Origin of the sequence: Segetibacter aerophilus (assembly GCF_007991655.1) — a bacterium.
GTDB lineage: Bacteria > Bacteroidota > Bacteroidia > Chitinophagales > Chitinophagaceae > Segetibacter > Segetibacter aerophilus.
In genome coordinates this window covers 174,648-188,694 of sequence record NZ_BJYT01000012.1, presented here as the reverse complement: position 1 = coordinate 188,694, position 14,047 = coordinate 174,648, and the positions used below count along the sequence as shown (strand labels likewise).

General features: G+C 37.1%; 12 protein-coding genes and 2 tRNA genes. 5 read left to right on the top strand and 9 right to left on the bottom strand.

The genetic code is table 11. The features are described from left to right. Positions 1 to 1,139: 1,139 nt before the first annotated feature. Positions 1,140 to 1,499, top strand: a complete 360-nt coding sequence (locus SAE01_RS16340) for an RNA polymerase sigma factor (RefSeq protein WP_147204858.1) — start codon at positions 1,140 to 1,142, stop codon at positions 1,497 to 1,499. A 467-nt stretch (positions 1,500 to 1,966) separates the two neighbouring features. On the opposite strand, the gene SAE01_RS16335 is transcribed toward SAE01_RS16340, so the two are convergent. From SAE01_RS16335 to radC, 3 genes are all read right to left on the bottom strand, one after another. Beyond that, on the bottom strand, positions 1,967 to 2,401 hold the full coding sequence (locus tag SAE01_RS16335; RefSeq protein ID WP_147204857.1) for a response regulator: 435 nt from the start codon (positions 2,399 to 2,401) through the stop codon (positions 1,967 to 1,969). A 701-nt stretch (positions 2,402 to 3,102) separates the two neighbouring features. Next, complete coding sequence (locus SAE01_RS16330; RefSeq protein ID WP_147204856.1) at positions 3,103 to 3,432, bottom strand: hypothetical protein; 330 nt, start codon at positions 3,430 to 3,432, stop codon at positions 3,103 to 3,105. Between the two features lie 465 nt (positions 3,433 to 3,897). Next, a complete protein-coding gene (radC, locus tag SAE01_RS16325) occupies positions 3,898 to 4,623 on the bottom strand; it encodes a RadC family protein (RefSeq protein ID WP_246113263.1) in 726 nt (241 codons plus the stop codon). A gap of 145 nt (positions 4,624 to 4,768) precedes the next feature. Here radC and SAE01_RS16320 point away from each other — a divergent pair, with 145 nt between their 5' ends. Next, positions 4,769 to 5,164 carry a response regulator gene (locus tag SAE01_RS16320; protein WP_147204855.1) on the top strand — a complete coding sequence of 132 codons (396 nt, stop codon included), beginning with the start codon at positions 4,769 to 4,771 and terminating at the stop codon, positions 5,162 to 5,164. 342 nt (positions 5,165 to 5,506) lie between these two features. Here SAE01_RS16320 and SAE01_RS16315 read toward each other — a convergent pair whose 3' ends face one another. Both SAE01_RS16315 and SAE01_RS16310 read right to left on the bottom strand, forming a co-directional pair. Continuing rightward, complete coding sequence (locus tag SAE01_RS16315; RefSeq protein WP_147204854.1) at positions 5,507 to 5,911, bottom strand: response regulator; 405 nt, start codon at positions 5,909 to 5,911, stop codon at positions 5,507 to 5,509. Between the two features lie 1,127 nt (positions 5,912 to 7,038). Beyond that, on the bottom strand, positions 7,039 to 7,344 hold the full coding sequence (locus SAE01_RS16310; protein ID WP_147204853.1) for a hypothetical protein: 306 nt from the start codon (positions 7,342 to 7,344) through the stop codon (positions 7,039 to 7,041). Between the two features lie 43 nt (positions 7,345 to 7,387). On the opposite strand from SAE01_RS16310, the gene SAE01_RS24530 reads away from it, so the two are divergent. From SAE01_RS24530 to SAE01_RS16300, 3 genes are all read left to right on the top strand, one after another. Beyond that, complete coding sequence (locus tag SAE01_RS24530; protein WP_170234177.1) at positions 7,388 to 7,546, top strand: hypothetical protein; 159 nt, start codon at positions 7,388 to 7,390, stop codon at positions 7,544 to 7,546. Positions 7,547 to 7,976: 430 nt separating this feature from the next. Further along, on the top strand, positions 7,977 to 9,419 hold the full coding sequence (locus SAE01_RS16305; protein ID WP_147204852.1) for a hypothetical protein: 1,443 nt from the start codon (positions 7,977 to 7,979) through the stop codon (positions 9,417 to 9,419). A gap of 85 nt (positions 9,420 to 9,504) precedes the next feature. After that, positions 9,505 to 10,029, top strand: a complete 525-nt coding sequence (locus tag SAE01_RS16300) for an NUMOD4 domain-containing protein (protein WP_147204851.1) — start codon at positions 9,505 to 9,507, stop codon at positions 10,027 to 10,029. Here SAE01_RS16300 and SAE01_RS16295 read toward each other — a convergent pair whose 3' ends face one another. The 4 genes from SAE01_RS16295 to dnaA all read right to left on the bottom strand — a co-directional run bounded on the left by SAE01_RS16295 (position 10,030) and on the right by dnaA (position 13,352). Then, positions 10,030 to 11,238: a site-specific integrase gene (locus tag SAE01_RS16295; protein WP_170234175.1), complete on the bottom strand. Its 1,209-nt coding sequence runs from the start codon at positions 11,236 to 11,238 to the stop codon at positions 10,030 to 10,032. A 183-nt stretch (positions 11,239 to 11,421) separates the two neighbouring features. Continuing rightward, positions 11,422 to 11,496 (bottom strand) — tRNA-Pro (locus SAE01_RS16290). Positions 11,497 to 11,519: 23 nt separating this feature from the next. Beyond that, positions 11,520 to 11,608 (bottom strand) — tRNA-Ser (locus tag SAE01_RS16285). Positions 11,609 to 11,918: 310 nt separating this feature from the next. After that, entirely contained in the window at positions 11,919 to 13,352 is a 1,434-nt protein-coding gene (gene dnaA, locus SAE01_RS16280; protein WP_147204849.1) for a chromosomal replication initiator protein DnaA, read from the bottom strand. Positions 13,353 to 14,047 lie beyond the last annotated feature (695 nt).

Here is a 14,047-nt window from a genome sequence, read left to right as displayed (position 1 = left end):
CTAGGTTATCTTTCTTTACTTGGTACCTAATAGGATAAAGAAGTCTATTAAATTGAAGAGAAGTACCGCCAATCGTTTTATGAAAAATCTGCTGCATTGAATATAATTTTTCATATGAAAACAATTTTAAAGCCAGAAAAATGGAGCCTATCAGTTGTTTCTATTGGACCAATGACAGCAACTGAAGCACAGTAGCTCAAAGGAGTAGAATTAATGCTTGTCAGTACTAAAGGAATGGAAGCAGGGGTGATGCAGATGGTATAAAAGATACTTGCTAGAAGAAAGGAGATTTTCATGCTTTAGAAGTTGCATAAGTATACAAGTAAGGAGGATTACTAGTAGCGGAGAGTAGGTTAACGGGAGTATCTTTTTGAAGGGAAGAAATTTAAAACTCTCTCAAGAGCCTACATCAATACAAGGACGGCCTTACCCATTCAGTAGCTTGTGTAACCCTCTATTTGTTTAGCTTGCATATCGTTTAGTTTTATCTAAGCTAATGAGGCTTTAATAAAAATTCTAGTTCCGGTAGGGTAGGCGCTTCTTTTTTAATGAAACTTTAAGCGACTTAGAACAACAAAGATTTGGCAGAGAAAATTGTTTGTTAACAGAGTTATTTTAAAGCTACCCTCTACTCCCCTACTTCGAAAGACAAGCCTCAGCATCACTAGGATTATATTTTCCATTTTTAGTCCTGAGTTCCTTTTTAAGGTAAGAAAACTGAGGTAGGTGTTAACTCTAAAGTTCTTCTAGTAATCATTCTTAATGTGCGACTAAAAGTTATGTAATAGTATAATCTCCTTTCCTTATAAATGATCAAAGTAAGCTGCTTCAACTCTTCATGGTTTGCTTTTGGGATTAGTTGCTGCAATTGATTGTAGGTATATGTTAACTCCTGCTCCTCCATTTATACAGAAATAGGCGCAATTTACACACATATATAAAAATCACTATATTTTGTAAAGATTTTTTTCTTAAGGGTAGTCTTTTTGTAGGACGGATTCTTATTAGGCGGACTCGTTCTTATGACCTTAATAGAGAGGAAACGGTTTGATTCGGGTTCTATTGAGGTTTAAAAAAGCTCCTAAAAAAAGGAGCTGTGATAACTATTAAAGAGTAGATGAACTAAGTAAGGTATCTTGATGAAGGAAAAGTTTCTACATACCGTTTTCAGCCAGTTGTGTTACCAATTTAGAAAGGCTTCTAATACCTTTAAACTATCTCATTCAAGCTTGTTAGTTAAAAACGAAAGAATATTACTCAAAAAACTAAAGACATGCTGCCCAAAAGCATTTAATGACCTTTATGATTGTTATGCAGCACCGTTGTGTGGATTAATACTCAACGATGTTTTAGCAGTAGATGAGGCTTGTCGAATTCTTACTGAAGTTTTTACTAAATTCAATAAAAACTTAATGTTAGGAAAAGACGCGGAAGTAGGTATATTCATTTCTCTAGTTAGAATAGCCAAAAAGTTAGCTATTGATTCAAAAAAAATTTGAGAGGCCGCTGAGCTTCTTGTTATCTTTTTCTTTCCTGGTTATATGTGTCGTGCCATTTCGAGTGTTCTTCTACTAATCAGCACTAAAATTTTAGACATCGTAAACGTGCTATAACACTCTTTTTCCGTCTTAACTGTTTCCGTGATTAATTTGAGTTCTTCTAAACAAGATAGGGGTATAACCTCTTGTAGCTGTTCAAATGTATAAGTAGGCGGGTTTCTCATACTTCAAAAGTGTAAATATATTATCTTTTAACCCTATATCCACTCCTGTACGTGTTACTCTTCCTAGTTTTAGTTTTAATACTTCTAAATCATCGATCACTCGTGTTTTAATAATGGAAAAGCCTCACATTTCAGCAAGGCTTCGAAACATTAATATACAAGTAAACAAATGAGACTGCTAAAATATCCAGAAAAATGGTAATTATGAAAATTTATTTACTCTTCATGCGTATTGTGCACCTACTATTGGGCATTTTTGATGTAATCGGGTGAATGGCATTCCTGCCAGTACTCTACAATCTTCACAATCATCTTTTTTAGCTTCTCATAGCTATTTGGCTTAACGAAGAAGCCTTGAATGGATCGGGAATAGGCTTCTACTACGTGTTTTTGTTCTGCATTGGTAGTAAAAAAAAGGTAAGGAATAGACTTCATTCGTAATTCTTCATTATTAATAACTTTCTCACGCAGTTCTACCCCATTTAGCTTCGGCATATTGATGTCAGAAAGTACTAGGAACGGTTGGACTTCCGAGTTTATCAGATACCTTAAAGCTTCCTCCCCATCCCCAAAAAAGATTACTTCATTGTTATAATTAAGCTCTTTAAAGACTTCTCCCAAAAGTTCTTGGTCGTCAATGTCGTCTTCGATTATAATAATAGGGCCACTTTTGTTCATTTTATTTCCAATGAATATTAGTCAAGGAAGAAGTTTGATAGAAAAAATATGAACGCTAGCAATAGAATTAGCAAGTCATACCTTGCTGCTTTTTCTTAAACCTTTATAAAGCTTAATCCTAGTTTTTATTTTCCTTAATTGTTGAAGAGAGACACAAGCATTTTCTGCTTCTGAAAGTTCAAATTCCAAGCGTGAAATCTCTTCCTTCACACAGTTCATAAACTTATTCTGAAGTCTCGGTTGTGGTAATAATCCCATTGTCTTTCTTCATAAATGCAATTAACATTCCAGCTATTTAAATAAACAATGTCCCTTAGTACCTCAGTTATAACCAATTTTGAAAAAGTAATACGTTATATAAAAGAACCTGTATGAAAAGCATTTTTATTAACAGAGAAAGGACAATTGCCACACGGGAGCTTTCCTAATGTCCCCACACATATAACGTTGAAAATTGAGAACTTCCAAGATTATAGTGCAACCATCGCATTTATTAATTACGACGCAAATGAAATTTGCAAGGAAGTTTTACCACTGTCTGCTCTTTCCAGTGGTTTATAAAAGGTTTTTAAGCATCTAGTTATTAAGCGTCCTTCTCCTAAATTATACAAAAAAAAGATTACACCATCAGAAAGCCACTTCTCCAAGATGAAAAAATCACATATTTATGTGACAGCGCCTACATCTCCTTTAACATAGCTTTAAATATTGAAGATCGGGGGGATTTTCAGCTTGAGGCCTCTTAATTTTTGAGGGGTCTCTTGTTTTATGGCAAAAAAAAGGAAGACATTTCTGCACTTCCTTATTACTAGAGGGGGATTATTAGTTGATATTTTGCCAAGTACACAAATTAAAGGAAACCAATTATAAGGGTCATTATTCAACGTCCTTGCCGAAAAAATCTCATCCTCAATTATTCTAATTTTTCCCCTACCATCTTTTGCAACTACTGCAACGTCAATTTTCTTCAATGCACTTAGATCTACTTTACATGTTAGGGTTAGAATATTAATGCTGTTAATAGTTTCCAATTCTCTAGATGTGGCACCATTGCTGTAAACGTACCTCTTTCGTTCTAGCTTTCTGCTGCTATTAAAACCCTATTATGATCCTACTAAAGTTGTTATCCCTTTTTGCTGTTGTTATAGCATTGCTATTTTTTTTCCGAAAGTATCACGAGGACGAAATTGGCCAGCAGGAATAACTAGGAAGCACTACTCTTTACAATATTTCTTATAGCTTTTTTGGTTTTTATCTCTATCACAGTCACTTGAATAAAAACAGACGTAATAAGAAGGGTAACTATGGCAATCGTTAGTAACATTACTGATTATTTGCATGTAAAGTTGAGGGGTAAGCTTTAGATCTATTGTGTATAAAGGACAAAACAATAACCGAATTGGACTTAAAATTTGTTATTCTGCCTTTTTTTTATTTACTAATAGTCTTGACATGATGGGTTAATTGATACCTCCATTACTTGTATTTCTAATTGCTTAAAGAATTCCATCATCTGCAAAGCTGTAGTAGCCCTCTTCACTTACAATGAGATGATCAAGTATTTTTATATCAAAGAACCTAGCAGCCTCTTTAATCTTATAGGTTAGCTCTTCATCTTGTCGGGAAGGCTTTAGAGAGCCACTTGGGTGATTGTGACACAAAACAAGTGAGACAGCTTCCTGTTCTAGCGCTTTCCTTAAGATTATGCGTGGATCTGCCACAGTCCCGGTCATCCCTCCTTCACTTACTATCTCGTAATGATTTACTTTGTTGGCTCTATTAAGATATACAACAACAAATACTTCACGTTGGTGGTATTGTAACTGGGCTTTAAGGAAGTCTGCTATGTCTTTGCTGCTTAGAACTACTTCTTTCCTTGATAGAGACATTTCTCTCCTTATGCCTATCTCAAGAGCTGCAGTGATAGTGATGGCTTTTGCTGGTCCTATGCCCTTAATATTGAGGTTTACTATTTCCTTGACAGATAGCCGAGCCAACTTCTTAATGTCGTTATCTGCAGCAGCTAGTAGCTCTTTAGCCAGGTCTACAGCATTCTTACCAGAAGTACCACAGTTGATGAGGATTGATAGGAGCTCTGAGTCTGTTAGGTGCTGTGCTCCTTTTTGACATAACTTTTCTGTTGGCCTATCTTGACAGGACCAGTTTTTTATAGAGATCACATATTGCGTTTTATTGTAGTTAATTTTTTCAAAGTCTTCCAATGCTCATAATTTATTTTTGTTAATGTATTGCTTTACTACTAACTTAACCTCCTATTTGTTACCTGCCCATCTTATATAATCATCCTTTTATCTACTGATAGAATTAGGCTTAGTGGTTATGCATGATAAGCACTAATAGTACTTTATGGCTCAGTGTAAAATTTTAATAATTGATGACGATAAAGATGACATTGAAATATTAGCCGAGGCATTTACACAATGTGGTGTAGATGGAATACACTATGTTTTTTCTGCAATGCAGGCTTTTTCCTATTTGCAAGAAACAGAGCGTATGTGTTTGCCTAAACTTATCGTAACAGACCTTTATCTACCTGGCATTACCGGTGAAGAATTTCTTAGAGATTTGAAAGGAATGGACAAGTATAAGCACATTCTAGTGATTGTCTTATCCTCTGCTAAAACAGAAAAAGAGATTGAACGGTGTAGGGAAATGGGGGCTCTTGACTATTTGGAAAAGCCATCAAGCTATGAGGAGTATGTAAAGGTGGCTGCTAATATTAAAAGCAAAGCTGGGTTGTAGAGGGTTCTTAGCGAACTTAAGAGAAGGAGCTCAAAATGACAGTTAAAAGGCTTAAGCAGCCAATAACTCAACGAGTTGGCATACTCCAAAAGGAAACGGAATAAATGCTGTGGAAGGTGATGTGGAAGTAACCTTTGATTTATCTGCAGGAGATATGGATGCTAAAGGAGATGCTCGTTTATGCCGTAAGCTTTTGGATACTAGGGCTTGTGCCAATGAGGAGGGCTAACTTGCTTAAGGAGTGAGATTGTCATTCCCCATCACGTCGAGGTTTTGTCTCTATCCTACCACTAAGAAAAGCTGATGCACGAGCTTAATTTAAAACGACCCAGAAGATAATAATTATATTCTTTGAGTTAAGACACCGTTACAGATCGCTGTTACTATACTTTTCATACCTTCAAAAGAGTGAGGCTTTACGAAGTAATGATTTGCGCCTTTCTTAAGGCAATAATCAATCTCACTTTTTGTATCTGATGTAGATAACATTCCAATTGGTACTATATCAAATTCCTCTTTAGCCCTTATCTCTACCAAACAATCTTTGCCTGATTTTAATGGCATATTGAGGTCGAGTAGGATAGCATTAGGCTTTGGGATTTCATCTATTAGAGATAATAGTTCTACACCATTCTCTGCTACTAATACATCAACTGCAGGGCAGACTTCAGCTACAGCCTCTTTAAACATTGCAATATCATCCTCATCATCGTCTGCAATAACAATTTGTTTATAATTATAAAGCATAAGAACTACTAGTGTTAAACGGAATGATGAAGTCTGGAAAGATACGACTTTAAAAGCTGATAACCAATAAGAAAAGGCTAGGTAACTGTAGTAACAACATTAAGATTCAAGGTTTAGTTTATATCATTAAACTTAAGGGTAATATAGATTGCTTAAAAGAAGCATAGGAGTTGTAGCTACGAAGTTTAATAGTATTTTTAGAAGACGCTAAATAACCTCAGAATGAAAGTGACGGTTTCTACCAGGCGACTAGCTTTACACTAAAATTTGCAACTTTCCTTCTACTGTAGATGTAATAGCTTGTTTTTGAGCATCTTAGAACTCAAGCCATTCATTTGCAGCCCAATTCTTATTTCTTCTTATAGTATGGTACACTAAAAAATACAACTTTTCTCTCCCTGCTCGCCTACAAGGGCAATGGGAATGAGGGACGAGTGGACATTGACCCGCGAGTGCTTGCATAGGTCTTGGATACATAGCTATGAAATAGCGTAGACAAGTACGTCTCGACGCAAGTGGCTGGCGTGTATTTTTGACTGAAATGGGAGAAGTGCAAGCAGGCCAAAAATCATGACAGCCACGCAGCCTAAGCAAGCCAACAAGGCGAGCATAAGATTAGAGGGCAGCGGGTGGATTTAAGGGTACTGCAGGGAATGAATGACTGAGGGAGTGGAATGGAACCCAGTGAGTATTGTAGCAGAGGTGGCGCAAAGCCAAGCTGCACTTATATAAAGCAATGTGAATGGGTAAAGTGCGCCTGGCTTAAGCCCTACTAGCTACGAGCGTGGTGGAGTGGAGTGAGTGACGGAAGGAATGAACAAAGTTGCCTTAAAGACACAGGAGCTGCAACTGGAAAATACATAAGGAAGTTGCAAGGAGTATGACAAAATACGAAGTACCCGGAGGGCTTGTTGCTTTGCCAATGCAAGGGCTATGGAGTGGGTGGCATAGCAGCAAGTTTTGGCGTAACTACTTGCCTGACTATAGTATTTTCCAGACCTTATAACCTCCTTATTCAAATGATGCTGGTAACTACTGAAGCTTGGGGTTGTACTTCTGCTGACTTTCTCTAAAGGATAGAACTGTTGTAATCTGCAGGGAGAGGGATATGAGCTTAAAAAGGAGATCTAGTCTTCCTCGTAAGAGTCTTCTTCATAACTGCCATCCATTGTTTCAATCAAAGCTTCCACCTTTTCTTTGAGGTAATCCATTTGGTACTCTGTGACTTTATCACCTAATATCATAACCTCTACTAAGTGCTTGAGTTGGATTGCTTGGTGTTTTGCCGTGAGTTCGTTTTCAGTTGGTGGTTCTGAAACGAGTGCTATCTTCTGAACTTTCATGTTAATAGTATTAGAGTTATAAATGGCAATACATAGTATTGCAACGACCGACCGAAGGGAGGGAGTTTTAGAAAGGAAGCATTGACACATACCAGAGTGTAACACCTTGAAGAGTGATAGTGAAATGCAAGTAATGGCCAGATGGAAGACGATGAACCTGTACTTGGCACATCTGATAGAAGTAAGTGTGGTAAGGCTCTCTCCTTGTATAGCAGGTAGGGAAGGTATGGGTGCTTTTGAAGTGCTGGGAATGCAGTTGAACTGTCATAGAGATGGTTTTGAGGTTTATTAAATGTCATCTGCAGGAGATATGGATAGGTGATCTAGTAGGGGAAATAACTAATAGGATTATTTTGGAACTTGGTGTCTAGAAATATAATGCACTAGATTATCTCTATTAAAAAGGGAGGGGGTACCAGACATCAATTTCTATGTAAGGCGGGGGTAATAGGAACTGTGAGCTTCCCGTCCGCGTATTTAACATTTTGCGTTAATTAACACTGACTATTAATAGGTTATAGAAGGAAAAAAAGTTACCTTTGTTGTAAGAATCTGCCACTGCTCAGTGGTTAACAAAGTAAAAGGTCTCTAGGAAGAAAAGGTAACGACAATCATTAACTCTCTATTTCTAACGAGATAGACCCAGTGGAAATTCATCTCTTAGATGTCTTCTCCCTCAAAGCGTGACAACGCTATTATTAATTCAAAAAACAATTGAGTATATGTTGAGACCTATACTATTATGGATTCCAGAAAACTTAGATGTGGAAGAGATCGTTAAGTTAAACCCCCACTCTTTTTATAACCAGGGTTTGAAAAAAGAAAACTTACTGTACGTCTGTTCAGCTTTGGTCAGTGCTCGTGCTAACCACCGCAATCAGATGGATAAAGATGAAACAACCTATGCGCCTCTTTGTAGTAACATGCTGGATCAAGTGGTTTACAATTATAATAAATACCTAGAGTACCTTCTTCAAGAAGGAGCTATCGAAACAGACAATCATTTTATTGTGGGAGAAAAGTGTAGAGGGTATTGTTTCAGTGAAAAGTATTCTGGGCAGAGGTTGAAGCGTGTTGAGGTTAAAGAATACCGCCTTAAAAAGGCTATTAGAAGAGCCAGAATAAAGTGGAAGGAAGAACAGGAAAAGGAGATGCGGGGCTATGGATACATGGGTAAATGGTGGGATACTGGTGATCTTCAAATTGATGAGGAAACAGCATTTCAGTGGATCAAAAGTTATGAGAAAGAAAAGATTAAGGGGATACAAGCTGGACCTAAAACCAAAAAGGATAAAATAGCAATGATCAAAAATGCTATTAACACGTCAGAGGATTTTAAACAATTGGTAAGGCGCTTGAATCAGCCTGATGCAATGTATCATTTCAGTGGTGAGGGTCATAGGTTTTACAATACGATAAGTATTCTGAAAAGAGAATTGAGGCAGTTTGTTACATATGCGGGTCAGCATTTAGTAGAAGTGGATATAAAGAACTCCCAGCCTTTTTTCAGTCTAGTTCTCTTCAAAGAGTCATTTTGGCAGTCAAGTAGGAAAAATAGTGGACAGAATTTGAGTTTAGATAGGATATTAAAGGATATATATAATAAGATTAAGAATAGTAATAATTATAAAGCTATCATTACTCTGTTAAAAACCTCTGAAACCCTTACCGCTCAAGGGTTTAACGAGAAAAATTACGGAGATTTAGTTGTTCAAGGAGACTTGTATACTCATTTAGAGACACTTATTAATGAAGCCTCTCCTCAAAAATACAAGGATCGTGCATGGGTAAAAAAAGCAGTGATGGTATGGATGTATCAGAAGGCAAGTAAAATGTATCAACTTGACATGAGTGAGTTGTTCAAGAAGCTCTCTCCTAAAGTGTACGAGCTTTTTAGATTGGTTAAGTCTGTTCAACAAAATTATCTGCCCATTATACTGCAGAGAGTGGAAAGCTTCCTGGTCATTGATGTTATTTGTAAAAGAGTAGCGCAGGAATACCCTGACATTCCCTTCTTCACAATACATGATAGTATTATTACTACCAAGGGAAATGAGGCTCTTCTTGAGTCTATTATGACGCAAGAAATTGAAGCATGGACAGGTTACAAACCTCCCTTAAAGTGTAAAGAAGTAACGTCATCTCCTGTAAATGCTATGAACTAAGAAAAAGAGATTGTTAACTATAAAAAGGGGAAACATCCCCTTTAACGGAGGCCAAACACGATTTTAAAATGTTTGGACCTTAAAAATGACAAGTAAAATTATATGGAAAAGTGTTAAGGGTTATCAGGGATTTTATGAGGTTAGTAATACGGGTTTAATTAAAAGTGTTAAGAGGAAGGTTCCTTATCCTAAGGGCTTTAGGACTGTAAAGGAGAAAATCCTCTCAACTAGAGTTAATAATTGTGGCTATGAAGAAGTTAGGCTAAGTAGAGGCGGAGTGTCTTCTACTAAGTTTGTTCATGTGTTAGTTGCAGGTGCTTTTATACCCAACCCTACAAAGAAGCCTCAGGTTAACCATAGGAATGGTATTAAGACACATAACTATGTTCGCAACCTGGAATGGGTTACAGCATCAGAAAACATGCTTCATGCTTACAGGACTAAACTAATACAAGTGCCAACCAAAATAGTGGTAGACACTTGTAATGGTAAGATGTACAGAAGCGCTAAGGAGGCAGCTGAAGAACTGGGATTAAAATATTCAACGTTAAGGAATTATTTGAATGGTAAGACTCAAATTAACCCAACGTGTCTTAAATATTCCAGGTAGTTACCGCAATTGATCCTTCAATGCTTTCATATCGGAGGATATCTTGGTGTCCACCACCTTTGCATAAATCTGAGTTGTGCGGAGGTTGGTGTGCCCAAGCATTTTACTGACTGTCTCAATCGGTACTCCGTTACTCAATGTAATGGTGGTGGCAAAAGTGTGTCTAGCCAGGTGAGTAGTTAGATTCTTGCCGATACCAGCTATATGTTGTATTACCTTAAGGTTATCATTCATCTTCTGATTTGACAGTACTGGGAAAAAGCATTCATTGTGTTCTGCTCGGTTTAGATAACAATTAAAAACGGTGACAGCGTGAGGTAGCAGAGGTATTGAGAATGGAACTTTAGTCTTTTGTCTTTCCATCTTAATCCAAGTTTCCCCATCTGCTCCCGCTAACAAATGAAAATGCTTCAATCTCTTTACATCACTATATGATAGTCCGGTAAAGCACTGGAAAATGAATACATCTCTTACCTTCTGCAGAGTTTCTGAAGATAATTCTACATTTCTAAGCAGATCGATTTCTTCACTTGACAAAGGGTAGCGGGAGGGTTGCTTAAAAGTGAGTGAATAGGTAGCCATAGGATTTGTTAGGATATATCCAAGCCTAATGGCATAGTTTACTATCTTCTTGATCCGTTGTATCTGTTTATTAGCTCCATTTTCCTTACAACCTTTCAACGAGGTTAAGTAGTCATAAAACATTTCACCAAACTTGTAATCCACTAAAAGCAATGGTATATCCCCTTTTCTATAATATGCAGGTATGAACTCTTTTAGATACTTCAACGTGGTCTTATAATTCTTAAAGCTGCCATAACTATATTTCTTTCCAATATTCTTTTCAAACTGCTCGTTATGTTCAATTGTAGTCTCTATCAGGGAGTAAACTTTCACTGCTGGTTTACCAAAAAATGACTCTTTAAACTGTTCTGGAGTTATCCTTTCCCCTGTAGATAACAACTGGGAATACGCAGTGTAGAGCTTACCCTTAAACGTTAACAGGTAATCATTGAGCTCCTTTTGTTTAGAAACTGGTTGAGCTTGTTGTGTTTCTGCTGACCAGAGTTGTGCCTTGATTTTTCTACTCGTTGTCAGCTCAATCTTGCGACCATTAATTTTAATTTTAGCAAAAATGGGTGCAATACCTTTTTTGTTGGTCTTTTCAGCCTTTACAATAAAGACTACATTAAACGTGTTCTGTAACATTTGTTTTGATTTGAGAGTTAAGAAATCCCTCAAATGCATAAGGAAGTAACAAGTAAAAATGGGTGTTCAGTTTTAAAAACTGGGTGTTTAAATGGGTGTTTAATACCTTTTTCAAATCTCCCTTCACCCCCTACTTGGCTAAAAAGAAAAAGCCCACACTTCTGTGAGCTTTTCTTTTTTATGTCGGGGCGGCAAGATTCGAACTTGCGACCTCCTGCTCCCAAAGCAGGCGCGATAACCGGGCTACGCTACGCCCCGAAACCTATTAACCGGTGAGGAAGCGGTGAGGGAGGGATTCGAACCCTCGGTACAGTTTAACCCGTACGACGGTTTAGCAAACCGTTCCTTTCGGCCACTCAGGCACCTCACCAACCCTTCCTTTTTTAAAGGGGTGGCAAAAATAAGGGTATTTGCTCTCACATTCAAAATAGAAGTGAACTTTTTTTATCGCAAAAAATATTCCTGACATTCTTAAGGAAGATGGTGTAAGGCGAGGGTCTATTCTGCAGGAGTAAGATGATTTAGGGTTTGAAGGTTTTGACGAAACAAATCTATAAATAGGAAAAAGATGGTTTAAGACTGCGAACCAGTCCTGTATTTACTAATAGTTGAATGCCTCTTCTTACAATAAAAAATCCCTGACAAATGCCAGGGACAATTAATATTTTTTGGCCAGCTCATTACATTGCGGCAAGTTGTACTTTCTGCTGCAATTCCATAACGTTTTCGCGAAAAAGGCTGTCTGTATCCATAAGATCTTTTACCGTTTGGCAGCTATGAATAACGGTAGTATGATCACGTCCTCCAAAATGTTCTCCAATAGTCTTAAGCGAGTTCTTAGTAAATGCTTTTGCAAGAAACATGGTTATCTGCCTGGCCTGGACAATTTCGCGCTTGCGGGTCTTTTGTAAGAGCTTATCATAAGGCACATCGAAAAACTCGCACACCATTTTTTGGATTGTATCGATTGTTATTTCTTTACTGCTTGTTTTTACAAAGTTTCTTAAAACTTTCTTAGCTAATTCAAGATCAATTTCTCTTTTATTTAATGAAGACTGGGCTAGTAATGAAATCAACGCTCCTTCAAGCTCACGGATGTTGCTGTTGATGTTATAAGATACGTATTTAACAACCTCACGAGGCATGTCAAGACCATCGTTTTTCATCTTCTTATCCAGTATCTCAATGCGAGTGTCGTAGTCGGGCATTTGAAGATCTGCACTCAATCCCCAGCGAAAGCGGCTAAGCAATCTTTCCTGCAAACCATCTAAATCTTTTGGAGGTTTATCTGATGATAAGACTAACTGTTTTCCTGACTGATGCAAGTGGTTAAATATCGCAAAGAACGCATCCTGGCTTCTTTCTGCGCGGTTAAAAAACTGCACATCATCTATTATCAAAACATCTATTAATTGATAGAAATGAATGAAGTCATTAATCGCATTGTTGCGGCTATGGTCCTGGAACTGGTTGATGAATTTTTCAGAGCTTACATATAGGACAACTTTACTTGGATGAAGTCTCTTTACTTCATTACCGATTGCTTGTCCCAGATGGGTTTTACCAAGACCAACACCACCATACACAACTAGCGGGTTGAATGAATTTGCTCCAGGTTTTTCTGCGACTGTTTTACCTGCACGGCGCGCTACGCGATTGCAGTCTCCCTCTATAAAAGAATCGAAAGTATATATTGGATTTAGCTGCGGATCAATCTGCATTTTTTTAAGACCTGGAATAACGAATGGATTCTTAACTGGATTGTTAATAACCAAAGGAAAATCCATTTCGTTGTTGCTGTAGGTCTTTATGTTATTGGCAGGTATGTCCATGGTTAATGGTTTGTTGTTACTGTTACCGCTATCCACCATTATTCTATATTCTAGTCGCGCATCTTTACCTAGTTCTCTCTTAAGCGTCTTAGCTAAAAGGTTTACATAATGTTCTTCGAGATATTCGTAAAAAAACTGGCTAGGCACCTGTATAAGCAATATATAATCTTTTAGTTCAACTGGTTTTATAGGCTCAAACCACGTTTTATAATGTTGCCATTCTACTATGTCTTTAATAATTTTCAAACAATTACTCCAAACTATATCGGCAGTTTTGGCCATATTTATCACTATAGTTTTTTTATAATTAAGTTAGGAATGTTAGAACTTCAAACCTCACCAAAAAATTCCCCACAAGTGTGTATAAAAAGTTTGGCAGGACGGCGAATATCAAACTTTAATATTTAAAAAAAAATTTTAAAAATGATTGTTTTTCCCCTTTCCGCGACAGTGTTACGTTTCATAAGAATATATTTTTTTTCACTATTTTTCGACTGTTTTTTTGCAAAATAATATCGTTCGATATGAGATATTTTAGTTAAGTTGATCGCTTCCTTAACTATTAATTTCCATGCACTTCTACTCTTCCTAATCCTATTTAAACTCATCCTTGCAGTTCAATTCCAATACCAAAAAGTGCCGGGTCTAAAATCAAATACCAGCAGCAAATATTTCATTTTTTTAAAAAAGATCTACTGCGTTTTCAACAACAAAACGTGGTTGTTATTTTCCAGCATTTTTTGCTTCATTACCAATACTTATAGACTGGCTGTAATGCCGGTTGGTTGTAACACTAGTTGCAACTAGAAGCAAATTGTGTGGAATAAAACAACAAAGAATCTATCGAATTTGAAGGCGTCCCTTTTTTTGGCATGAGTACAGAATCTTCCTCACTTGTTATGCTTTGGAAGTTGACTGTTTGACACAAAAATTCTTCTCCTTCAATTTAACTTTTACTTACTCAAACCTTTCAATGG

Bases quoted from the DNA above. Each gene is read 5' to 3' on its own strand.
- SAE01_RS16300 (WP_147204851.1), top strand. From the start codon at position 9,505: ATGACAAGTAAAATTATATGGAAAAGTGTTAAGGGTTATCAGGGATTT.
- SAE01_RS16340 (WP_147204858.1), top strand. From the start codon at position 1,140: ATGAAGGAAAAGTTTCTACATACCGTTTTCAGCCAGTTGTGTTACCAA.
- SAE01_RS16295 (WP_170234175.1), bottom strand. From the start codon at position 11,238: ATGTTACAGAACACGTTTAATGTAGTCTTTATTGTAAAGGCTGAAAAG.
- SAE01_RS16305 (WP_147204852.1), top strand. From the start codon at position 7,977: ATGTTGAGACCTATACTATTATGGATTCCAGAAAACTTAGATGTGGAA.
- SAE01_RS24530 (WP_170234177.1), top strand. From the start codon at position 7,388: ATGGCCAGATGGAAGACGATGAACCTGTACTTGGCACATCTGATAGAA.
- SAE01_RS16315 (WP_147204854.1), bottom strand. From the start codon at position 5,911: ATGCTTTATAATTATAAACAAATTGTTATTGCAGACGATGATGAGGAT.
- dnaA (WP_147204849.1), bottom strand. From the start codon at position 13,352: ATGGCCAAAACTGCCGATATAGTTTGGAGTAATTGTTTGAAAATTATT.
- SAE01_RS16320 (WP_147204855.1), top strand. From the start codon at position 4,769: ATGGCTCAGTGTAAAATTTTAATAATTGATGACGATAAAGATGACATT.
- SAE01_RS16335 (WP_147204857.1), bottom strand. From the start codon at position 2,401: ATGAACAAAAGTGGCCCTATTATTATAATCGAAGACGACATTGACGAC.
- SAE01_RS16310 (WP_147204853.1), bottom strand. From the start codon at position 7,344: ATGTGTCAATGCTTCCTTTCTAAAACTCCCTCCCTTCGGTCGGTCGTT.